At 59.1% G+C, this 21,692-nt stretch carries 16 protein-coding genes and 3 pseudogenes; 6 read left to right on the top strand and 13 right to left on the bottom strand.

What is annotated here, in order from left to right; genetic code table 11:
* Nucleotides 1-376 precede the first annotated feature (376 nt).
* Nucleotides 377-738: pseudogene (locus tag NGR_RS33405) on the top strand (cytochrome B6); the annotation flags it as partial.
* A 2-nt stretch (nt 739-740) separates the two neighbouring features.
* Here NGR_RS33405 and NGR_RS30825 read toward each other — a convergent pair.
* From NGR_RS30825 to NGR_RS30805, 4 genes are all read right to left on the bottom strand, one after another.
* The gene (locus NGR_RS30825) at nt 741-1,235 is read right to left on the bottom strand and encodes a Mov34/MPN/PAD-1 family protein (protein ID WP_010875230.1); all 495 of its coding nucleotides are present in this window, start codon (nt 1,233-1,235) and stop codon (nt 741-743) included.
* Entirely contained in the window at nt 1,223-2,974 is a 1,752-nt protein-coding gene (locus tag NGR_RS30820) for a ThiF family adenylyltransferase (RefSeq protein ID WP_010875229.1), read from the bottom strand. Before NGR_RS30820 ends, NGR_RS30825 begins: the two co-directional genes overlap by 13 nt.
* Nucleotides 2,975-3,191: 217 nt before the next feature.
* The gene (locus NGR_RS30815) at nt 3,192-3,368 is read right to left on the bottom strand and encodes a hypothetical protein (RefSeq protein ID WP_164924741.1); all 177 of its coding nucleotides are present in this window, start codon (nt 3,366-3,368) and stop codon (nt 3,192-3,194) included.
* Between the two features lie 1,535 nt (nt 3,369-4,903).
* Nucleotides 4,904-5,638, bottom strand: coding sequence for a hypothetical protein (locus NGR_RS30805; RefSeq protein ID WP_010875228.1), 735 nt, complete (start codon nt 5,636-5,638; stop codon nt 4,904-4,906).
* A gap of 259 nt (nt 5,639-5,897) precedes the next feature.
* On the opposite strand from NGR_RS30805, the gene NGR_RS30800 reads away from it, so the two are divergent.
* Nucleotides 5,898-6,974 (top strand): IS110 family transposase, encoded by a 1,077-nt coding sequence (locus NGR_RS30800; protein WP_164924740.1) that lies wholly within the window; start codon nt 5,898-5,900, stop codon nt 6,972-6,974.
* Nucleotides 6,975-7,256: 282 nt separating this feature from the next.
* Here NGR_RS30800 and NGR_RS30795 read toward each other — a convergent pair.
* Nucleotides 7,257-7,445: pseudogene (locus tag NGR_RS30795) on the bottom strand (IS5/IS1182 family transposase); the annotation flags it as partial.
* Between the two features lie 184 nt (nt 7,446-7,629).
* Between NGR_RS30795 and NGR_RS33400 the strand changes: the two are divergent.
* A complete protein-coding gene (locus tag NGR_RS33400) occupies nt 7,630-7,893 on the top strand; it encodes a tyrosine-type recombinase/integrase (RefSeq protein ID WP_240545276.1) in 264 nt (87 codons plus the stop codon).
* A gap of 9 nt (nt 7,894-7,902) precedes the next feature.
* Here NGR_RS33400 and NGR_RS30785 read toward each other — a convergent pair whose 3' ends face one another.
* From NGR_RS30785 to NGR_RS30750, 8 genes and pseudogenes are all read right to left on the bottom strand, one after another.
* Complete coding sequence (locus NGR_RS30785) at nt 7,903-10,074, bottom strand: prolyl oligopeptidase family serine peptidase (protein WP_240545275.1); 2,172 nt, start codon at nt 10,072-10,074, stop codon at nt 7,903-7,905.
* 114 nt (nt 10,075-10,188) lie between these two features.
* Nucleotides 10,189-11,463 (bottom strand): diaminobutyrate--2-oxoglutarate transaminase, encoded by a 1,275-nt coding sequence (gene ectB, locus NGR_RS30780; RefSeq protein WP_164924739.1) that lies wholly within the window; start codon nt 11,461-11,463, stop codon nt 10,189-10,191.
* Between the two features lie 518 nt (nt 11,464-11,981).
* Nucleotides 11,982-12,962: a helix-turn-helix transcriptional regulator gene (locus tag NGR_RS30775; protein WP_010875224.1), complete on the bottom strand. Its 981-nt coding sequence runs from the start codon at nt 12,960-12,962 to the stop codon at nt 11,982-11,984.
* A 562-nt stretch (nt 12,963-13,524) separates the two neighbouring features.
* Entirely contained in the window at nt 13,525-15,144 is a 1,620-nt protein-coding gene (gene tnpC, locus NGR_RS30770; RefSeq protein WP_010875223.1) for an IS66 family transposase, read from the bottom strand.
* A 76-nt stretch (nt 15,145-15,220) separates the two neighbouring features.
* Nucleotides 15,221-15,451 (bottom strand): annotated as a pseudogene (tnpB, locus tag NGR_RS33895) (IS66 family insertion sequence element accessory protein TnpB); the annotation flags it as partial.
* Nucleotides 15,452-15,827: 376 nt separating this feature from the next.
* Nucleotides 15,828-17,024 (bottom strand): IS91 family transposase, encoded by a 1,197-nt coding sequence (locus tag NGR_RS30760; RefSeq protein WP_010875222.1) that lies wholly within the window; start codon nt 17,022-17,024, stop codon nt 15,828-15,830.
* Between the two features lie 7 nt (nt 17,025-17,031).
* Nucleotides 17,032-17,910, bottom strand: coding sequence for a tyrosine-type recombinase/integrase (locus NGR_RS30755; RefSeq protein ID WP_164924737.1), 879 nt, complete (start codon nt 17,908-17,910; stop codon nt 17,032-17,034).
* 213 nt (nt 17,911-18,123) lie between these two features.
* Nucleotides 18,124-18,330, bottom strand: a complete 207-nt coding sequence (locus tag NGR_RS30750) for a tyrosine-type recombinase/integrase (protein ID WP_282096861.1) — start codon at nt 18,328-18,330, stop codon at nt 18,124-18,126.
* 160 nt (nt 18,331-18,490) lie between these two features.
* Between NGR_RS30750 and NGR_RS30745 the strand changes: the two genes are divergently transcribed.
* From NGR_RS30745 to NGR_RS30735, 3 genes are read left to right on the top strand one after another with little or no spacing between them, the layout of a single operon-like run.
* On the top strand, nt 18,491-19,720 hold the full coding sequence (locus tag NGR_RS30745) for a site-specific integrase (protein WP_010875220.1): 1,230 nt from the start codon (nt 18,491-18,493) through the stop codon (nt 19,718-19,720).
* Entirely contained in the window at nt 19,717-20,661 is a 945-nt protein-coding gene (locus tag NGR_RS30740) for a tyrosine-type recombinase/integrase (RefSeq protein WP_010875219.1), read from the top strand. Before NGR_RS30745 ends, NGR_RS30740 begins: the two co-directional genes overlap by 4 nt.
* Complete coding sequence (locus NGR_RS30735) at nt 20,658-21,656, top strand: site-specific integrase (RefSeq protein WP_010875218.1); 999 nt, start codon at nt 20,658-20,660, stop codon at nt 21,654-21,656. The genes NGR_RS30740 and NGR_RS30735 overlap by 4 nt, the downstream gene beginning before the upstream one ends.
* Nucleotides 21,657-21,692 lie beyond the last annotated feature (36 nt).

Here is a 21,692-nt window from a genome sequence, read left to right as displayed (position 1 = left end):
CGACTTCATTAAAAGTCGCTTGTAGAGACCCACAGTCCATGTTGAGAAGGGGAGATATTCGCCGGCCGCACGCTCAATTGTCCTCGCGGCGACGACCGGCGAATGTGCAAGAGAATTCGATTGCGCATGACGCCGGTCCCGAGGCTGTCGAAGCGAAGCTGAAGACACGTTGGCACTCCCGTCCGATAATCCAACGCAAGCGTTTAGCACACCTGAGCCGGCGTCAACGACGCCGGAGCGAGCTTGCTGCACCACGCCATTCGCCGGGGGCTGAATGCTTGCATAAGTGAGTGGCGGCAGGGCGAAAGCTGCGCGAGGAATTCACGAGATTGAGTGGCAAGCTGCTGTCGGTCGTGCGCGACGATCAGTTTGCCGGCGGATGGGCTGGGCCTCGATGATGGCGCAGATGCAGAACATTATCGACTTCCCGCCCGCGCCCAAGCTGGACGCGTCTGGACGCCAAGCCGGGCGAGCGAGCAGCAGCGAGAGGGCGAACGGGTGTTTATGAGAGTCCGCTGCACCGTTCGCCACGCCCCCGCAGACCGCCTTCATGTGCAACAACATGCACGACCCGAAGCTCGGGCGCTTCTCTAATATCAGCCCGACGGCCAACGATCTCGTGATGTTACCAGGTGGTCCAACCAAAACCTTCACACCGCGACGCTGCGTGGCATCAAGGACGCTCCACCCTACTTGCACGATGGGCGGCTGATAACACTCGCCGACACGGTAGAGTTCAGCTAGGTCTTGTAGGTGGAGATCGTGGCCGCGGTGGTTTCCACCCTTTCGAAGAGAAGCGCCCGACGTGTTAATTGTCCGATCCAGGCATGAGGCAGCCAGTTCTCGGGTCCGCCACATAGGAGGATCATGACTGGTCTGGGCGCTCGCGCTTCTGGAGAGCGGATGATCGTTCTGAGGCAGCGACGGTCGGTCCAGCTTGGTTCGCCGCTCTGAGCGTTCGGATGCGTGTGCCAGTCGCCAATGTAGGTGTCTACACGGCCTGACACGCGATAATGACGGTCGATCTCGGATTGCTCCCATTCACGGTCCGGGGAAAAGCTTTTGCGTGTGCGGATCGCTTCCGATCCGCCGTCAATCATCTTCGTGATTACCGCGACATTCGCGTCCGACCAGTATCCCATAAAGGTCCCGCCTGTTTCGAGGTCGTGCCAACGGCTCGCGTCTTTCAGCATCGCTTCGACGACGGACTCCGGTATCCAAATCAGCTTCGGCATCCGCAGTCCGGGTGTCGTTCCAGTGGATCGATCCGCCAACTCGGCGGCATACGACGTTTTACGTTATGCAGATTGACTGTGCGGACCTCGGATACCGTCCACTCATCCGGGCTAGACAGGACATCGACGGCCATCCGGACGGTCTCCAAGGACAGTTCCTTCAGGTCGAATGAAGCTCCGGTGAAGGTGAGCTCGGAGCAACCGGGTGGCTGAACGAGCGTTGATTCGTCATTCATGCCGTTCGGATAGGGGATGTGCCCCGACTTTCCTTCCGGGGTCTCGTTGGCGTGCGCCATGCACACCGGACAACCGGATTCCGGATGATGGAATACGACCGCCCCGCCATGCAGGTTGGGTGAGGCGAAAACGGAGATGAGCGAAAGGCCACGCTCCCGGCAGATGTCGCCGAGAAGGTAGGTAACGCCCGGCGCGGCACTGGCGTCCACAACGAGATCGACGCTGTCTAATAACTCGTTCAGCCGATCTGTTTCTCCGGGAATGTGCGGATCGCAGTTTGGTAATCCAATGCGGTGCGGGACGGCCAGAACGGACGTCCATGGAAATTCCCGTTCGATGAACCGCTTCAAGGCGTCCTGCTTCTTCGTTCCCCAACTACTGGCTCCAAGTTCCCAACGGATCGTGTTGCCCGGTTCGACGACGTCGTCGTCCATCAGGTGGAGCGAGGTGCAGCCGTTTCTAGCCAGTTCGACGGCAGCGGGTGATCCCAGCGCCCCGAGCCCGACAACCGCAATGCGTTTGCCTCTCAGACTCGCGACCGATGGAACTCGATAGCCGATGTCTATCTCGCCGTCCCGAAAAACAGGCACGATGGACGGGACCGTGTCTTTACGTCGTGGTCCCCTACGACTTGAGTGTGAAATGTGCTCTCTTACCGCCATTCCGCACACCCAAGCATCTCCATGCTCGTTGTGTTGAAGTTCGGTCCTGCTGATCGTGAATGAGAGCCGGATATCTGCTCCGTCGCATGTCACATATGTTTTCCCGTACGCGACTTTGCCGACCGTCTGTTCAGCAGAACCTGTTGGTAGGGAAAGTTGGTCGTCCCGCCGCCAAGGGAAGGCGCGAATGGCAGTCGAAGAAACGGCGGCAGGAAGAGGCGCAACACGCTCCCCCAAAAGACTACCGTCACCGGCCCTGACGCTTAAGATCGCAGCCCTGATGGTCCGGCCGATTTCTGTCCGGCTTGCGTTCACGAGGACATCGACAGTCCCTTCGTCATAGCCGGAGAGCTTCCATCTGGAGTCAACGAGGACGAAGCTTCCGCTCGCTTGGCCGAGGCTGTTCCACCAATACTCGATCGGCTCTCCTTGTGGATCCTCCGCTCCCGTGCCGTCCAGGACATGCGCGAGGTTTTCGTCGAGGAGTTCCGCCAATGACATGTTGGCCTGCCAATAGCGGGTATCGCGCCCCAGCAGACAAAGAGCTCCTTCGGATCCACAGTGCCGCTCAGGATATTCGGATGGGTCGCAGGTCAGAAAAACATGGGGGCGCAGGCGTGGAAAGGTATCTGGATAAACTGCCCGCAGCCCAATCGTTCTTCCGTCGTTCAATGGCCATGAAAACTCGATTCGAAGGATTCCGGCAGCCGCCGCCTCTTCATCTACGAGGAGGCTCTCTCCAGCAGCAGAATGAAGCTTTTGAAGTTCCGCCAGCCTCCTGCGCCCTGCTGGTGTGACAGCAAGAGCAGGAGGTGGCTCAAAGTCGGTGTATGGCTTCATGTTCAACCAACGTGCTTCGGAGGCACTTTGGGTGGAACGCTTGGACCCGGATGATTCGGCGGACCAGGCGGATGACCGGGATGACCAGGATGATCGGGATTGCCGGGCTCGCGTCCCGGATTGTCAGCTTTGCCTGCCATCTGAGGCTCCTTCTTTCTGCGGTCGGTGCTAAGTTTTAGTGTTGTTCGACTAGGCGTCTTCAGGCACGGTGAACGGCTTAAGAAGCGTATACCTGGTTGGTATTCCATGCGAAGAACTTATTGGTGTATCCGTAGTCGGCCGATTCGTCGAAAATTGCGTCATTCATGTCGAGCGTCCGTTTCAGCTTGGTAGCTGTGAGCCCAGGACTGTGTTGCGGCCCCTTTTCGCTGATGTCTTTGATATTGATGGTCACGGCTTGTCCTCAATTGACTTACTAATTGGGCCGAGGACCTTGACGAGCCAGCCTCTCAATATGGAGCGACTATACGACCGCGCCTAAGTCAGATTTCACCATTTATAGGGTGGAAGACGCAGGATATCAGCAACTTTTCAGCTGGCCCGCAGGGTTGCTGCAAGTAAGTGCGATGGCCCCAAAAGGTGACGCGATCCAGTCGGCGGAAAGGACCAGGGCGTTAGTACTGCTTGCCGCGACTTGAAGGCGCAGCCCGTCGGAGGAGGAGCTCGCATTTTTCGGTCGGGTTCACGCCGACGCGATGCCGCGTCCGGCGCTGTCGGAAGCAATGCGTGTCTCCTTCCTTGGGACGGCGCCGTTGCCGAACTCGGCAAAGATGGCAGCGATGAACGACGCTTCTGGAAATACAGGACGACGCCCGCAGATACATTTGAGCTGCGCGTGGGCGTCGCTGCAGCCGAGCAAGCTGCGAGGCCGCGACCTTCACGTACAACGCTGTTGTGTTGATGCTGCGATGTACGAGAAGATCGGCGACCTCGTTGATCGGCCTTCGGATGTGAGAAGTTGCTGCCGAACGGGTACCGGAGGTCACGATAGCGACACCCGATGCTCGACAGCATCAAGGACCTGCTCAGCCGTCAACGCCTCGAGGTTTTGGTAGGGATGGTGATGGCGGAACCAATCCAGAAAGCGTCGGCCGCGCAGAAGAACGCCTTCGCGGGTGTTCGGCTCCAGCCCCGTACCCTATGCAGATAATCCAAAAAGGAGGCCAGAAGCGGAGCATCCGGGTCAACCTCTTCACTTGCAACGGGGAGCCACCCGCCGTGCGTGCCCCAGCGCCGACACGGCCCCAATGCGCGGAGGATCCGTACTAAACGCGCCCAAATAGCGTTGACGACATGGATCGGCATCGACCGCAGTGCGTCTCGGCAAACCGGCTAAAGCGCGCAATTCGGCTCAGGTAAATCTTGCCGACGCTCGCTTGTAACCAAGCGTGAAAAAATATTCCGCGAGGCGATCCATCTCGCCGCGGAGCGCACCACTACTAGCCGCTTGAGCACCCCACCATACGAAAAATATGACTCGAGCATACCGCCCCTCCGGCATAGCGGCGCAGGGGGATCCCGCGCCTACCTCAGAGGAACCAATCTTATTTCGACCACCGCGTCCGCCGCACACCGCACCGGTGTTTCGCAGCTCGAATGCCGGTATGGAGCAGGTCGGCCGCGCCGAGCGTCACAACGCCGTGGTCGCTTAACTTCCCACAAAACCCTCGTGCTCTCCAGGCATCATACAGTTTCTCCTGGGTATCGCCCTCCCATGTTGCCGCTGATGCACCAGATAGTTGGCCGCGAGAGCCCGCGGCTCGGCCCAGACCTGACATCCTGCTGTCCCTCCTACGCTCATTCGGTTTGCAGCACCACGTGGAACCTGCCGCCTCGTGCCATGAGGAGTCTTGAAAAGGCGCCCTGTTCACAAGGAAGCGCCTCGGCAGGTTTTGGTCAGTGCCCATGCGTGCGTTCAGCCGTAGGTAGTTAATCGGAACTGGACCTGAACGCGTAATTGGCCGCTGCTAGATCAACTGCATCGTTCACCGTTCTCACACGTTGAGGTTCAGCACACATGAGGTGCATCGGGTGTGCATGAATACCCAAAGCGGTTTCAAAGAACTCGAGATCGTCATGCGCGCGATACCGGCGGTTTCTAGCAATGGCCCGAACGAATGCAGGGTCAAACTTATAAACACCCATTAGATTCCAATCTGCAGAGGCGTGATGCTGGCTTGAAGGGCGGTCGGGTAGCACTGCTGTAAGGCGCAGCGCATCGTCCGCCAGTACGCGCAGGGATCGTCCGCCCTGTGTTTTGCTGACTACGGCAATATTGCGGTCTTGCGACCGCAACAGGCGTTCGATCACATCGAAGTCTATGACCAAATTCTCCGTGAACACCAGCACGTCGCCATCAACGTGGGCGATCTCATTTGCCGTTGCTGCGTCCACGAGACGTCCGGCATTCGGCCTGGGCAGAGCGCGTAAGCAGAGCTCCATCCCATTCAGCTCGCCACCGAGGTCGCCGGCTATTTCGCCTAAAGTTTCTCGGGCCAGCACCATCGTCCTCTGCACCCCAGCGTGTGCCAATTGAGATAATAAGCGTCGCAGAACCGACGTGCCGCCAACCACACCTAGAGCTGCTGAAAAGCGCCTCTTACACGTCGAGATCATCTGTTGTGGGTCGGTAATAACAATCCCCAAGCTCTGAACTTCGCGCATTTCGTCGATCCTCGGACTGAGAACTTCCTCAAAATCTATCTGAGGGCGAGCGTTCTATCTACTACCAGGGCAAATAGTATTGGTGCGACTTCGAAGTCGGACTGTAGGTGAAGTGCGCAAAAGAGTTGAGGTGTATTGATGGGTCAATGTTCCGTAAGACCGTATGTCCTTCTTCGGGAGTGAGGTGGCTCGCCCTAGACTGTTCTTCCGAGGGTTGCTCGGACAGGCCGGGCCGATCCTCATAACAGGAGGACGAGCCGTGGCTGATTATAGAGAAGCTTTTGTCGGAATCGATGTTGCAAAATTAAAGAACGCGATTGCGGTCGCCGAATCCGGTCGAAACGGCGAGGTACGATACTGGGGCGAGGTCGAGGCGTCTGATGCAGGGATACGTCGCGCGATCAAGCAGATCACGGCGAAGTTTGAACACGTGTATTTCTGTTACGAGGCGGGGCCCACTGGCTACGGGCTCTACCGGCTGATCCGCTCACTCGGCCACGAATGCATCGTTGTGGCTCCATCTTTGATCCCGAGAAAACCAGGCGACCGGGTAAAGACGAACCGCCGCGATGCCATTTCGCTCGCCCGGCTATTGCGGGCCGGCGAGCTCACGGCGGTGTGGGTTCCCGATGAAGATCATGAGGCCATGCGCGACCTTGTCCGGGCTCGCACGAGTGCCGTCGAGACGCTGCGCACCCATCGCCAGCAGGTCAACGCGTTCATGCTCAAGCACGGTCGTATCTATCCCGGCAAGAGGAGCTGGACGATGCGCTACCTTCGATGGCTGCAAGAACAGCACTTCGACCATCCTGCCCATCAGATCGCGCTGCAGGAGATGGTCGAAACGGTCATCGCCGAATTCGTGCCCCACTGGTCACTCGCTGCGGTCGTATGCGCTCTGCGGGCCTTGCGCGGCGTGGACTTGATCGCCGCGGTGACGTTTGCGACAGAAGTGGGAGATGCCGGCCGCTTTGAGAGCCCCCGCCAACTGATGGGGTATCTCGGTCTTGTTCCCGGCGAACGATCGACCGGGGAGACAACAAAGAGGATCGGCATTACCAAGGCAGGCAACAGCCGAGTCCGGACTTTGCTGGTTGAATGCGCGTGGACGTATCGGTATCCGCCTCGGATCGGCAAGAGGAAGCTGTATCGCCTCGAAGAGGTATCATCGTCGGTTCGCGAGATCGCCTGGAAGGCGCAGACCCGCCTGACGGCCCGCTACCGCATGCTGAGCGCCCGAGGGAAAAAGTCGACGGTCGTGTGCACCGCAGTCGCACGGGAACTCGCCGGCTTCATGTGGGCAATTGCAAGGGAGGCGCGACAGACCACGTCATAACAGCCGCGCACCGACTCGCGCATTGGCGGAGGCGGGACAACGGCAGGGGAATGTCCGTTAACCGCTTTGTGGCCGGCAAGTCCGACGCCCGCAGTAAGACAGGAACAGCCCCAGACGCAAAATCGGGAATGCGGTAGCCAACCCGCGTATCAGAGCTTGATCACCGACGTCTTTCAGTTCCGCCTCCACCAATGCGCAAGCTATCCACCTCGAGCGTTCCTCTACGGAACGAGCGACTCGACGTGTCTGCAACGTTGACAGCGGACATCAGAGCGGCAAGCAGACCCCATAGCCGGAATGGCGCGTCGTGCGCCCGTCGATGGCAGAGCGGCGACCATTGATGTTCTGCGCCACATGGGGCGTCACCTTCATCGACCGCAGATCTTTAACGAAGTCCTTTGTGTCATAGGCCTTGTCGGCACCCAGCGTGATCGCTTGTGTCCGGTCGGCGAAGTGCTCGATCATGTGCAGAGGGCGGATGATGGCGACGCTGATCGGATAGTTGGCAAGCTCGGGACCGCGATCGGGCGAAGTGGTCAAGCCTGATCGTTCCGACGTCGATCTGACAAATGGGTCTGTCCTCGTTCGGAAGAAGATATTCCGCAAGGACCGTCTCGTTCCAGTTCACGCGACTCAGGCTGCCCTTCGCCACTAGATGCGTGTGCGCAACGTGGCTTTTCTTCAGCCGAAGGACCAGGCCTTCTTTCTGAGCTCCCGTGGCCACCGCCTCTGTGCGACCGGCCTAAAAAATGGTTTTGCTGAAGTCCGCAAGTTCGCCGGCCTTGATGACGGCAAGCGGTTGCGGCCGCACGATCTGCGGCACCGGTTTGCCGTGACCCGCCTGAGCATCAACAACGCGCCAACGCCCTGGCGCTGCTGCCGTTGCTGCCACCTATCTCGGCCACTCCAGCTACAGTGACACAGCCCACTATCTCACTGGATCGGTGGACCTTCTGGCGGCGGAGCGCGCCTTCCTTGATGGGGGCGGAGCGTGACTTCGGAGCTGGTCGAGAACCCAGGCCATGCGAAAAGCTGCTTGTTCCGCTATGCCAGGCCCATGTGACGGGCCGCTGTGTCCGCCCACCATCCGGATGCGGAAGACAAGATCGGGGTCGCGATCGGTCGCGCAGGACCGACGCTGCGCCACGTAACGAGCAGGTTGGTAATAGATCACTTGGCCATCGTCGAGCGCGGCGTCGACGTATGTAGGTGGAAGAGATCGCTCGGGGCTGAGGTTGTAATACGGGTCGTAGCTGCGCAGATACCGATACTCGTAGGCGTCCTGGGGATCTCCATACTCTGCCGTTTCCTTTAGCGTGTACGGCATTGTCGAGTCCAGCTGGGTATCTATGATGTCGGCCAGTGGGACCTCGGCAACCACGGCGCGGAACAAGTTGGGCCGAAAGACGGCCGTTGCAAGCACCGTACCCCCGCCACCACTCTTTCCCTCAATAACGACGCCGTCGCGGGTGGCGAACCCACGCTCAATAAGCCCCTCGGTAGCGGAGATGAGATCTGTGTGAGTAATGCGCTTTTGGTCGCGGGTAGCCGCGTCGTGCCATGGGCGTCCGAGCTCGCCACCCCCTCGCACGTGCACGATGCCGAAAGCTACTTCGCGGTCGAGCAGGCTCAAACGCGCCGTCATGGAAGAGGGCCAAGCGAGGAACGAGGGCAATCTCGGTATCCCGTAGCAGCCGTACACACTCAATAACACTGGTCCAGGGCTCGTTCGATCGCGCCGCGCGACCAACGAGATCGGGACCTGCACCCCGTCTTCAGCCTCTGCCATTACGACCGTTGCAAGGTATTGAGTGGCATCATACCCGGGAACGCGGGCCTCGCACAGGACCACCGATCGGTCGTTGGCGAAATCATGCTCGATGAAGGTGTCGGGCGTCACAAACGAGCTAACCGAGTAGGTCAACTTCGAGCTTCGGAACGGATGTCGTGCGGCCGAATAGCAACCACCGGCCGACAGGCCGACCCTTATAGTGCAGCTCGGCTCGTCGGGAACGATCACAGCGCCAACCCGCCCGCTTCGATTACGCGAGATCAGGCGAGGACGGAGGCCTTCTCGTTCCAGGAGGACCAAGTGCTGTTCGAGCACGTGGATCTCGTCGATCGTCACGCCCGCTCGATGCGGCACGACCTCCTCCCACCGCGACGGTGAGGGATCATCTATCGGCGCACTCACCAGCCGCCAGTACGGTCCAGCATCATCCACCCGAAACAGGAACCTGTCGTACCAGTGCTCGGCATAGATCTGGTGCCCCAGTTCACGCATCACGATCCGGCGCCACTGACCTCCCGGCTCGTCGGCGGGAAGACACCACACCTCTGCAGCCCCTCGCTGAACGTAAGAGGACATGTCCGAGGTAGTAAGTACGTCGAGGAATAACCAAGCGCCGCTCTGAGAACGCCGAACCAGCACCGCCAGTCGCTCGTTTGCCTCCTCGAACACCACCTCCGAGTTTCCTCGCCCGACGTTCAAGCGGACGATCTGATGATGTTGCCGCCGGTCAGGCCGCTCCCGTGTGAAAAAGAGCGTATGATTGTCGGCGGCCCAGACAACCTGCCCGACGCTACCCGCGTCTCGCCAGACATCGCGTCCGTCGGACATGTCTCGCACCCTTAACTCGTAGCGCTCGGCACCGATGAGATCAACGCTAAACGCTAGGTAACGCCCGTCGTCACTCGGCTCGAACACACCGAGCCAATAGAAGACGTCGGCCCCGGGTATCGCGTTCGGGTCGAGGACAAGCTCGGCCGAACCTCCGGTCACCGGCCGCCGCCACCATACCGGATGAGGCAGCCCCCGCTCGTGTCCCTGGAAGTAGTCAAACGGCCCAACTTGGAACGGTGGCGTGGCGCCCTCGCAAGGCTGACGCCCTTCGATCTCGGCGATGAGCTCAGTCTTTAGTCTTCTCAGGTGAGCTGTCGCTTGCTCTGCATAGCTGTTTTCGGCTTCAAGATACGCGCGGACGTCGGGATTCTCTCGGTCGCGAAGCCATCCATACCGGTCGACAGTGACGTCGTCATGAAGGACACGGATCCGTGGCTCGGCACGCGGAAGCGGTGGCCGCAGGCTCTTGTCCCACATCACAACGCTCCTGAAATGAGAACAAGCGTCGTATTCATCACCGCCCTCCACTAACAAGTCGATGCGTCGCTGCATCGCGCTTAACCCGCCCATGAACCGGAGTCGCGATCCGCTTTAGATGCTTGCGGCCACAGATTTGTGCAGGATGTCCAGACCACGTCGAAGCGTCTGCTCGTCAGTTGTCAAAGGAGGTAGAAGCTTGATAACTTGATCTTCCGCTCCGCATCGCTCTACCACAAGTCCCTCTTCAAAGGCCTTGCGGACGATCCTCTCAGCCAGCTTACCTGTACCACAATTGAGCCCCAACATCATGCCCCTTCCGCGTACGGAGAGGCTACGAGCTCGGTTGGTCTGAGCCACCTGCCGAAGGCGCTCCGCTATGATGCGTCCTGTCTCCATGACACGGGCAGACAGCGCATCATTCGTCCAGTACTTTCGCAAAGCAGCGGCACCCGTCACGAACGCAAGATTGTTGCCCCTGAAAGTCCCATTGTGTTCGCCCGGCCGCCAAACGTCTAATTCTGGCTTGAGCAGCAAAAGGGACAAAGGCAGTCCGCAGCCACTTATAGACTTCGACAAGACTACAACATCTGGCGACAAACCCGCAAACTCGAAACTGAAGAAATTGCCTGCTCTTCCGCAACCTGCCTGAATGTCGTCAACAATCAGCAGGATGCCATGGCTTCTGCAAATCCGCTGGATCGACTGCAGCCACTCTTTTCGCGCGGCGTTGATCCCCCCTTCGCCTTGCACGGTTTCCAGAATGATTGCCGCAGGTACATCTACGCCACTGCTTGCATCAGCGAGCACCTTATCGAGATATTCCGAAGTGTCGTTATCGGCACCCCAATACCCGTCATAGGGCATGAACGCCACCCCGGCTGGCGGAAAGCCTGCCGCGTCCCGGTAGTATCGATTGCCCGTAACCGCGAGCGCACCCAAGCTCATCCCATGGAAGCCGTTAGTGAATGAAACTATGCTGTGCCGTCCAGTGGCCTTGCGCGCGAGTTTCAAAGCAGCTTCCACTGCATTAGCGCCGGTAGGACCGCAAAACTGAAATTTGTAAGTCAGACCACGTGGCCGCAATATTATGGCGTCAAAACACTCCATAAACTCTCGTTTAGCTGGCGTAGCCATGTCCAACCCGTGGATTATTCCATTTGATCTCAGGTATTGAGTCGCTTCGTCAAGAAAATACGGATCGTTGTGACCGTAGTTAAGAACGCCTGAGCCAGAGAGAAAATCGATAAACTCGCGGCCGCTCTCGTCATGCAGAATGGCGCCTGCGGCTTTCTCAAACACCACGGGGAACGATCGCGAATAAAATCGCACGTTCGATTCGAGGCTCTCGAAGGCGTAGAGTGAATTGGACTTACTCTCGTTTGACATGATTTTCCTCAACAAGACGATGGCGTCAGAGCGGCGCGCCTCATGCTCTTGAAACCGATGCCAATGCCACATCGGAATTTTACGTGGCTCCGCGGTTTTACACGGCGATGCAGGCCCACGCGCCTACCCAGGCTGGCAGTATCGTCGGTGCCACTTCTTCAGTATATTCGCGTGTTCTGATATGACTAGACGAGAACCAGGAGAGTTTGCCCCTGGTGCCTTTCGACATCCGATTTCCTGAGAGCTTGAAACTATCTGAGTCGCACTACTTATTGCAGACGCGAGAGGACATGTAGCCGCCATGCAGCCAGATGCGGCTCCCACGATAAAGACTTGGCGCTCCCTCCAAGATCGGTTCCGAGCCGAGTCTGACGATCAGCCATGTGGGTAACTCACTGCCGCGGTGCAGAGGCCGCGAGCTCTGAATGCAGGCTCACAAGAGTAGCAGCGTGGCCGATGTTCGAATCACCTGTACTCCCTTTAGAGAGTGCCCGAGCCTGACGTTGCTTGGTCGCTTCTTACAATTCGATAATTCCAAGGCTTATTGCTTTAATCGCTGCGACGGTTCTGCTCGAAGTACCCAACTTCCGCATCACGTTCTTAATGTGAAAGTTCACAGTATTTTCGGAAATCCGCATAATAACCCCTATGTCCCACGAAGATTTCCCTCGTGCCACCCACAACACACACTCTTTTTCTCTTAAAGAAAGGGCAGGAATTTTTTGGACGGCGTTCAAATTCGCGATTTTCGCGACTCTCAGATGGAAATGGGTCGCGGCAAGTTGTAAATAGGCGATTGTTCTGTCGTGGAATTCACGCTCGCAATGCCGAGCAAAGCTCATGATCGCGCAGCTACCTCTAGGGCCACGCAATGGAACAGTAATGCCGGACCTCAAGCCAAACATTGCAGCCTCGTCAAACATGCGCCGCTCGTATTCAGTGGTGCTTGCGTCACTGTACATGTCGCTCCATCGAATCGGGCCAGCCCCCATTCGACTCTCTTTGATGACAGGGGCTATCGTCTCGTAACCCATTTCGAGACATCGCTCCCGCCAACCATCAGGATAATTCAGAATCTCTTCCGAGTCGCATTTCACTCGGTTCAGAGCCTTATGGTCGCTTGTAAGCGGACCATAGGCCAGCCACTTGCAGCCAAATTTAAACGCAAAAGCCGACAAAAGGTCGAACAATTTTTTTGGTTGAGCGACACCATCTGTCAGGTCGAGAAGCCGGCCGAGCTCGACCACATACTCGTCCCTACCTGCGTTTGAGAAATGGATCGATCCTCCCAAGGACTGATCAGAAACTCCGGTGGCCGATCCGCGGACTTGAGGGAAACTGCAGCCATCCGCGAGTCTTCCACAGTCTCGCTCGAGTGACGAATCGCCCGCCATGTAGTCACCGGTGCACGACGCGGCAGCCGATGAGGCATTACCGCTCTGCGCCCCCACCGGCCGGTATTGCAGGGCGCTCAATGCAAGTCGATGGAGATCTGGCATCTTGCTCTCCTCCTTCGTCCGTTGAGTAATGTATATCGTTGACGAGTCCTACTCGCGTCGCCAATGAGGTTCAAAAGTCGTGCCAAGTTTGCAGAAAGGGGGCGTCAACGAAATTCTTGTTCGTTTGTCAGGGATTTGAACACCATGCAGCCAGTACTCAGCCGCATGCCGCTACGTCGTGGGCTCGACAAACGCGACAGTAGTGTCCGTTGCGTGGTTGCACTGTGAGGCTATGCATTACGCATCGGCCATTTGCTTGTCCAGGAAGCCGTTCGGCAATCCAAAGCGGGAGCCGCAGCCTGCTGCCTCGACTGCGAACTAGTTTCAGAACGAGGCGCAGACATAGAAGCTCACATCGGCTCACAACGCGCTACGATATCCGGCCGCCACCCCCTTCCGCCAGACGGGGTTCCCTTGCCGCTCTTACGGTCGAGATCACTTTCGCATACCACAACGGCGACGAGGCCATACTCAGGGCCAAACAGGAGACTTCTTCAACAGCCTGCTAGGGCTAGCTGTAGGCGTAGACATAGATCCTCACAGTCAGAGAAATCGTAAGCGGTCAGCCGATAGCGTCAGGCTTGAAGTTCCAGGGCATGAGCGCTTCGATTTCGGATGCGGGCCAGCCTTGAGCAATGCGGGTCAAGGTCTGCGAGAGCCAGTCGAGCGGATCGACGCCATTCATTTTGCAGGTCTGCAGCAAGGTGGCCACCGTCGCCCAGGTTCGTCCACCGCCCTCGCTGCCGGCGAATAGACTGTTCTTTCTCGTAATCGTTTGGGGCCTGATCGCCCGTTCGACGATGTTGGAGTCGATCTCGATACGGCCGTCCGTCAGAAAGCGCTCCAGCGCCTCGCGCCGGGTGAGCGCGTAGCGGATCGCCTCGGCGGTTTTGGATTTTCCCGAGACCTTGCCCAGCTCCTTTTCCCACAGCTCGAAGAGGCTGGCGACGATGGCCGAGGACTTTTCCTGGCGGAGTTCAGCGCGGCTTGCGGCATCCTTGCCGCGCACTTCATCCTCGAGCCTCCACAACTCGGTCATGGCGATGATTGAATCCGTTGCGGCTTGCGAGACCCCGCTGATGTGCAGGTCGTAAAACTTGCGGCGCAGGTGCGCCCAGCACCCTGCGAGCTGGATCGTTTCATTGCTGCCGGTTTTGGCCCGCGCCTTGGCCAGGTTGGTATAAGCTGAGTAGCCATCCACTTGCAGAATGCCGCTGAATCCGGCGAGATGACGCGCCACGCAATCGGCGCCCCTGCCGTCTTCAAAACGGTAGGCCACCATCGGCGGACTGGTTCCGCCATAGGGTCGATCATCGCGTGCGTAAGCCCACAGCCAGGCCTTGGTGGTTTTCCCGGAACCGGGGGCAAGGGTGGGCAAGGTCGTCTCGTCGGCGAAGACCCTTTCGCCCTCCTTGACGCGCTCCAGGATATAATCGGCGAGCATCTGCAACTCGAAGCCCAGATGCCCCATCCACTGCGCCATCAGTGATCGGCTGACCTCGACACCATCGCGCAGATAGATCGCCTCCTGCCGGTAAAGCGGAAGGCCGTCGGCGTATTTTGACACGGCGATATAGGCGAGCAGCCGCTCCGTCGGCAGGCCGCTTTCGATGAGGTGTGCCGGCGCCAGTGCCTGAACCACGCCGTCGCGGCCTCGGAAAGCGTATTTCGGGCGGCGCGTCACGATGACCCGGAACTTCGGCGGCACGACGTCCAGCCGCTCGGAGCGGTCCTCGCCGATCAGAACCTTTTCCAGCCCCGCGCAGTCGGCCGGGACTTCCGGCTCGATAACCTCCTCGATGCGTTCGAGGTGTGCGGCAAAGCCCTTGCGCGGACGCGGCGCACGCTTCGGCTTGTCCCCGGCCGCGCGGTTGAGTTCGCTCTGGATTTCCGAAAGGCCGGTTTCGACCTCCTCGAACGCAAAGGACACCTGTTCGTCGTTGACAGCCAAGCGCAGCCGCTCGGACCGCGTGCCATGTTGCGTGCGCTGCAGAACTTTCAGGATCGACGTGAGGTTGGCGATCCGCTCGTTGGCGCTTTTCTCGACGGCCTTCAGCCGGGCGACCTCTGCCGCCGCGGCTGCAAGTCGGGCCTCGTTCGCAGCTCGCTCCTTGGCCATTGCGAGGATCATCGCTTTCAGCGCATCGACGTCGTCGGGAAGATCGGCAACAGGCAAAACCATGGGAGGCAATAGAGCACAAAAACAGCCGTTTTCCCAACCGTTACAGCCACATGATTCATCATGTCGCAGGCCGGTTTCAGCCCGTTAACAACGGCCGCCTGACCTTGGCCGGGCGGATCTTTTTCCAATCGAGCCCGGCCAGAAGCGCCATCAACTGCGAATGGTCCAGACGCATCCGCGCCGCCGATATGCCCGGCCAGCAGAAGCTTTGCTCTTCCAGAGTTTTCGAATAGAGGCAGACCCCGCTGCCGTCCCACCAAACTATCCGAACACGGTCCGCCCGCTTCGATCGGAACACGTAAAGCGAACCATTGAACGGTTATGTGCCGCACCACATAATGCAGAGCGTTTTTAGCGTGGCGTCGCGTGTATCCACGTTGACGCGCGCGCCGAGGCGGATGGCGACGGTGCGCTAAAAACGTGTTGGACTAAGCCGCGGGTGCGTTTCAGGTCCTATGGGTATTGAATGGTGCGGCTCGAAGGAAAGGCGTCGCAGGGGCGGTGATGACGTACGCCGCCGCTGGGTGCACGGGACGAAAGCAGCGCCGATATGGAATTCGACAGGGGTTGAGATTGCCATTGTAACCTGCCGGGAAGGATCGGTAGGCGCAACGGCACGCACCTTCTCGGGACCGACCGGTTTCCGGCGGAACGGTGCGACGGTGACGATGAAAGCGCTTCTTTCATGACGTGTCCCAGCATCGCGGCGGTCCGGTGACGCCGTCGAAGATTTCGATGGTGATCATCTGCCCTTGATGACAGGCCGGGCATTGTCTGAGGGAACGCCCGGTGAGTTCCTCGTAGCGGTCGCGGTACTCCTTCGGCGCCTGGGTCTCCGATGGGGCGGGAACGGACATGCCGAGCAGGTCGCGGCATTGGGCAAGCTTTTGTTCGCGATAGCGATTGCCGAGGAAACCGTAATAGCGGATGCGGTGGAAGCCCTCAGGCAGGACGTGTAACAGAAAGCGGCGGATGAATTCGTCGGTCGACACGGTCATGACCTTTTGCCGGTCGCCGTGCCGATAATCCTTCCAGCGGAAACGCACCGCTCCATCTTCGATATCGACGAGCCGGTTGTTGGAGATGGCAACGCGGTGCGTATAACGGCCGACGTAATCGAGCACCTGTTCGGGCCCGGCGAAGGGCGGCTTGGCAAAGACGACCCACTCGGCCTTTCGCAGCGGCGCCAGATAGCGCCGGAAGGCGTTGCGCTCGTTGAGGGCTCGCAAGTCGGAGAAGAACTGCAGCTTGCCGCCGTCGAAGGCTTTCTCCAGGTGCTCCAGAAACAAGCGTCGGAACAGGCGAGAGAGCACGCGGACCGGCAGGAAGAAGCCGGGTTTGCAGGCGATCCATTGCGTGCCGTCCGGCGAGAACCCGCCACCCGGGACGACGCAGTGCAGATGGGGATGGTGCAGTAGATTTTGCCCCCAGGTGTGCAGGACGGCGAAGAAGCCGATCTCGGCGCCGAGATGTCGGGGGTCGGCAGCGATGGTGCGTAGCGTCTCGGCGGTGGCGCGGAAGAGCAGCCCGTAAACGAGCGCCTTGTTCTGGTAAGCGATGGCGGCAATGGCCTCCGGCAGTGTGAAGACGACGTGAAAGTACTGTGTTTCGAGCAGCTCGGCGCGACGATCCTCCAGCCATTGCGCACGGGCAAGCGATTGGCAGCGGGGGCAATGCCTGTCGCGGCAGCTGTTGAAGGCGATGCGCCGGTGGCCGCATTGATCGCACGCTTCGACGTGCCCACCGAGCGCGGCGGTCCGGCACAACTCGATCGCCGTCATGACGCGGCGCTGCGCGGTCGAAAGCGACGTGTGCTGGGCACGATAGGCCTCGCCGTAGCGACGGAAGATATCCGCCACTTCCGGCCCCGAACGGGCCATCGGGAGCTCAGAAATACTCAGGTTTGGCGGGCGGCGGCGTGGGCGCCGGACGGGGCAAAAGCTCGAACGGGCTTGAGGTGGCGCAGACTTTGTTGGTGGCGATGCGCAGGTAGTGGGCGGTGGTCGCGAGGCTGCGGTGACCGAGCAGCAATTGAATGGTGCGCACGTCGGCGCCGGCCTCAAGGAGATGGACGGCGAAGGCATGCCGCAAGCTATGTGGCGTCACCGGTTTGGACAAGCGGGAGAGATCGTGCGCTTTCGCACAGGCTTGCCCGACTGCATCCCGAGTGATCGGGTGGCCGGCGCGATCTCCGGGGAAGAGCCACTCTTTTGGCCGCGGCATCCTCCAATAGTCGCGCAGGATCTCCAGGAGCTTGGGCGACAACATCACATAGCGGTCCTTCTGGCCTTTACCCTGCTCGACACGGACGACCATTCTCTGGCTGTCGATGTCCGTGGGCTTCAGCTGAACCGCTTCCGAGATGCGCAAGCCAGCGGCATAGCACGTCGTCAGGATGGCGTGGTGTTTGAGATCAAGCACGCAGCCGAGAAAGTGCTGTACTTCATCCGGACTGAGGATGATCGGCAGCTTCTGCGGCTTCTTCGGAAGCGGCAATACCTCTGCAGGCACCCAGTCCCTCTCGAGTGTGACGCTGAAGAAAAAGCGCAACGCCGCAATGGCGATATGGATTGAGTTAGGCGCCAGCTTCTTCTCGTTGGCCAGATAGACCTGATAGGTCCGAATATCCTCGCGGCCGAGCAAGTCCGGCGCCTTGCCGAAGTGTCGTGCAAACAGCGACACCTGCCGCAGATATGAAAGCTGGGTATTGAGCGAGAAATTGCGCACCTGCATGTCCTCGCTCATGCGCTGGCGAAGTGGGGTCATGACGAGCTCCTCTGTCTGATGGAATAGGCTGCCAAACAGCCGTCCCATCGTCGCGCAGTTGGGGCTCCTACTGAATACATGACCTCCTTGCCGCTCCGCGGTAGCGGAGCGGGTTAGTCCAAATGCGATTATGTGCCGGGCGAGATTATGTGGCGGAGCCGTCGCGGCGCCAGCCGAGGCCCGTCTAATCTGGAATTCTCCGCCACATAATAGTCAGATACTGTTCAGTAGTTGCAGCACGGCGTCATTTGGTCGGAAACGGATGCCCAGATCGCCGGCGACTCCAGCCTTCTCGAGACCTTTGCGCATCATCTCGACATCGGCGGCGGCATAGCGATGGGTTGTAGCGACCTGTGCGTGCCCGAGCCAGGCTTGGATCGTTAAAAGGTCAACGCCCGCCTGGAGAAGCTTCATGGCCAGTGAGTGTCGGCTATGTCTTGATCGATATAGGCGACACTATCTACCCCGCCGGACTATGTCGTGTAACTAGATTTCGATCAAAGATTTCAATGCTTTATAGATAGCGTGTAGAGATAGTTCGTAGCCCTTCCAGCAATCCAGCTTGGGAAGGGAGCGAAGAATGAAGTATTTCGTCAATGCCGATTTTGCGCTGTCGCGGCCGCCAGAGGGCCCGGTGGCGATTTACATTATTCCTTTTGCCGAATGGCTCGTTGATCGAGGCTACGGCCTTGTTTCTACAAGGAACCAGGTGCTGATGGCTGCCGGCTTCAGCAGTTGGCTTCGGCAAAAGGGGATTGGACTCAGCGACATAAATGGAGAGCATGCTGGGCGTTATTTGCTCGACCGAGTGCAGCGCCCAAAGCTTGGAGATGACGCCGCTCTTCGACATCTATTGGCTTTTCTTCGAAGTCAAAACGCGATCGCCGAAGAGATTGAGGTCGATCACAACCCGTCAGCGGTAGAACAACATGTGCAGGCATATGAGCGGCATCTGCGAGACGCCCGTGCCCTGTCGCGTCAAACGATCATAAATTACCGACCTGTTGTCCGGGATTTTCTCAGCTTCCGCTTCGGTGATGGCGAGATCTCGCTCGCACAATTGCGCGCCGCCGACGTGACCGATTTCGTGCAAAAGAAGGTATCGCGCCTCAATATGCGACGCGCAAAGATTGTGACCACGGCACTGCGGTCATTTCTCTCCTATGCGCGTTATCGGGGGGACATCACGTCGGACCTCGCGGCCGCGGTCCCGATCGTGGCTAATTGGTCGCTCTCATCCATTCCTCGTGCAATCGGCCGCGATGACGTGAGCCGATTGCTCTCCAGCATCGATCGGGATACGCCCATCGGATGTCGCGATTATGCGATGATCCTCGCATTGGCGCGACTGGGATTGCGGTCGAGCGAGGTGGTGACGCTCGAGCTCGACGATATTGACTGGGTAGCCGGACGGATCCGGGTGCGCGGTAAACACGGACGTAACGAACTTCCGTTGCCGGCGGACGTTGGCGAGGCGATTGCCGACTACCTGTGGAGGGCGCGTCCGCGCAATGCCAGTCGCCGTGTTTTTCTACGCGACAAGGCCCCGATCCGAGGCTTCGTGGGCCCGAGCGGACTCGGGTCAATTGTCAGACGCTCACTCAAGAGGACCGGCATCGACTCTCCAACAAAGGGAACGCACCAATTCCGACATGGGCTTGCCTCGGAGATGCTGCGTGGCGGCGCGTCGCTGGGTGAGATCGGCGAAGTCCTGGGACACCGTCATGTGCAGACAACGGCAATTTACGCCAAGGTCGATCTCGACGCGTTGCGAACACTGGCTTTGCCATGGCCGGGAGAAGCCCAATGAGCACATTCCGACAGGCTGTTCAGGAGTACATCGAGATGCGGCGAGGGCTGGGGTTCAAGCTGCGAGAGACAGAACGGGGATTGATCGATTTCGCCGCCTTCCTGGAGGCCAACGACACGCCACACATCACGACGGAACTGGCCCTTGCCTGGGCTCAGCGACCGTCGCGGGCGCAGCCTTCGCATTGGGCGACACGGCTGGGCTATGTCCGCGTATTCGCCCGTTATCGGGCCGCCGCCGATCCGCGAACTCAGATTCCTCCAAGCGGCTTGCTTCCCTTTCGCCCGAAGCGGGCTCGACCATATCTCTATTCGAAGGAAGACATCCAACGCCTCCTGTCGGCCGCTCTGGAGATGCCGTGTCGATATACCCGCTGCAAGCTCAGGCCATGGACATATTATTGCCTGTTCGGGCTGCTGAGCGTTTCCGGCTTGCGGCTCGGCGAGGCGCGCAACCTCAAGCTCGCGGACGTTGATTTCGACGCTGCGGTGTTGACGATCCGCGGAACGAAGTTCGGAAAGTCCCGTCTTGTACCGATGCACGCATCGACATGCGCAGTGCTCCGCGATTATCTCAAACGCCGACGACAGCATTGTGCAGCCCAGGCGGCATCTCCCTATTTATTCACTTCGCAACTGGGCAATCGCCTTGATGTCGGAGACATTCACCGAACATTCTATGCTCTGTCTCGCCAAATCGGCCTGCGCGGCGCAACTGACAGCCACGGTCCGCGGCTGCATGACATGCGGCATGTGTTCGCCACGAACACGCTGGTGCGCTGGTACGAAGCCGAGCAAGATCCCGAGCGGCTCCTGCCCATTCTGTCCACCTATCTCGGTCATGTCCACGTGGCCGATACCCAATGGTACCTCACCGGTTCACCCGAGCTGATGAAAGAAGCAATGCGCCGCCTTGAACGTCGCTGGGAGGATCGGACATGACCAAGCACGCCAGCCTCGCGCCACTCTTGGAGAGCTTTTTCCTCCAACGCCTGATGCAACAGCGGCAGGCAAGCCCCCATACGATCAGTTCCTATCGCGATACATTTCGGCAACTGCTGAAGTTCGCAGAACGAAGATTGCGCAAGCCGCCCTCTCGCCTGAACTTCGAGGAGATCGACGCGCCGCTGATCGTTGCCTTCCTTGATGACCTGGAGAACCGCCAGGGTATCAGCGTCCGCAGCCGCAACCTGCGCCTCACGGCGATTCATTCCTTCTTTCGCTATGCGGCCTTCGAGATACCCGAGCATTCCGCCCAAATCCAACGCGTGCTTGCGATTCCCAGCAAGCGCTTCACCCGAACCCTCGTTAATTTCCTGACCCGTCCGGAGGTCGATGCCTTGCTGGCCGCACCGGATCGATCGACCTGGTCCGGCCGCCGCGACCACGCGTTCCTCCTGGTCGCGGTGCAGACCGGATTGCGCCTATCGGAGATCACCGGTCTCAAGCGGGATGATCTGTTCTTCGGCACGGGGGCCCACCTGCGCGTCATTGGTAAAGGGCGCAAGGAACGCTGCACCCCGTTCGCCAAGTCTACGACCGCCGTCTTGAGAAACTGGCTGAAAGAGCCGCAGCGCGGAGACCAAGGTATCCTGTTTCCCAGCGCCAGAGGTGAGCGGCTGAGCGTTCATGGCGTTCAGTATATGCTGAACAAACACCGTCAGATCGCTTCTGCCATGAGCCCGTCGCTGGAGGGAAAGCGCGTCACTGTTCATCGTCTGAGGCACACGATGGCCATGGACCTCCTACAGGCCGGCGTCGATCGCGCCGTCATCGCCCTGTGGCTCGGCCATGAATCGGTCGAGACGACACAAATCTATCTCGAGGCGACGTTGGCGATGAAGGAGGCGGCGTTGGCAAAGACATCCCCATATTCCGGGAAGTCATCCCGATTCCGGCCCGACGACAATCTGCTGGCGTTCTTGAACAGCCTGTAGATCCCGCTGACTATGTCGTGTGGCTCGGCCGATCCT

This window comes from Sinorhizobium fredii NGR234 (genome assembly GCF_000018545.1).
GTDB classification, from domain to species: Bacteria; Pseudomonadota; Alphaproteobacteria; order Rhizobiales; family Rhizobiaceae; genus Sinorhizobium; species Sinorhizobium fredii_A.
Note: the sequence above shows the minus strand (reverse complement) of the source record. Positions and strands in the feature narration are given on the sequence as shown.

What these genes read in the sequence shown, in the direction of transcription:
- NGR_RS30805 (WP_010875228.1), bottom strand. Translation starts at nt 5,638, where the DNA reads ATGCGCGAAGTTCAGAGCTTGGGGATTGTTATTACCGACCCACAACAG.
- NGR_RS30760 (WP_010875222.1), bottom strand. Translation starts at nt 17,024, where the DNA reads ATGGCCCGTTCGGGGCCGGAAGTGGCGGATATCTTCCGTCGCTACGGC.
- NGR_RS30740 (WP_010875219.1), top strand. Translation starts at nt 19,717, where the DNA reads ATGAGCACATTCCGACAGGCTGTTCAGGAGTACATCGAGATGCGGCGA.
- tnpC (WP_010875223.1), bottom strand. Translation starts at nt 15,144, where the DNA reads ATGGTTTTGCCTGTTGCCGATCTTCCCGACGACGTCGATGCGCTGAAA.
- NGR_RS30745 (WP_010875220.1), top strand. Translation starts at nt 18,491, where the DNA reads ATGAAGTATTTCGTCAATGCCGATTTTGCGCTGTCGCGGCCGCCAGAG.
- ectB (WP_164924739.1), bottom strand. Translation starts at nt 11,463, where the DNA reads ATGTCAAACGAGAGTAAGTCCAATTCACTCTACGCCTTCGAGAGCCTC.
- NGR_RS30755 (WP_164924737.1), bottom strand. Translation starts at nt 17,910, where the DNA reads ATGACCCCACTTCGCCAGCGCATGAGCGAGGACATGCAGGTGCGCAAT.
- NGR_RS30785 (WP_240545275.1), bottom strand. Translation starts at nt 10,074, where the DNA reads ATGTGGGACAAGAGCCTGCGGCCACCGCTTCCGCGTGCCGAGCCACGG.
- NGR_RS33400 (WP_240545276.1), top strand. Translation starts at nt 7,630, where the DNA reads ATGCGTGTGCGCAACGTGGCTTTTCTTCAGCCGAAGGACCAGGCCTTC.
- NGR_RS30820 (WP_010875229.1), bottom strand. Translation starts at nt 2,974, where the DNA reads ATGAAGCCATACACCGACTTTGAGCCACCTCCTGCTCTTGCTGTCACA.
- NGR_RS30735 (WP_010875218.1), top strand. Translation starts at nt 20,658, where the DNA reads ATGACCAAGCACGCCAGCCTCGCGCCACTCTTGGAGAGCTTTTTCCTC.
- NGR_RS30825 (WP_010875230.1), bottom strand. Translation starts at nt 1,235, where the DNA reads ATGCCGAAGCTGATTTGGATACCGGAGTCCGTCGTCGAAGCGATGCTG.
- NGR_RS30775 (WP_010875224.1), bottom strand. Translation starts at nt 12,962, where the DNA reads ATGCCAGATCTCCATCGACTTGCATTGAGCGCCCTGCAATACCGGCCG.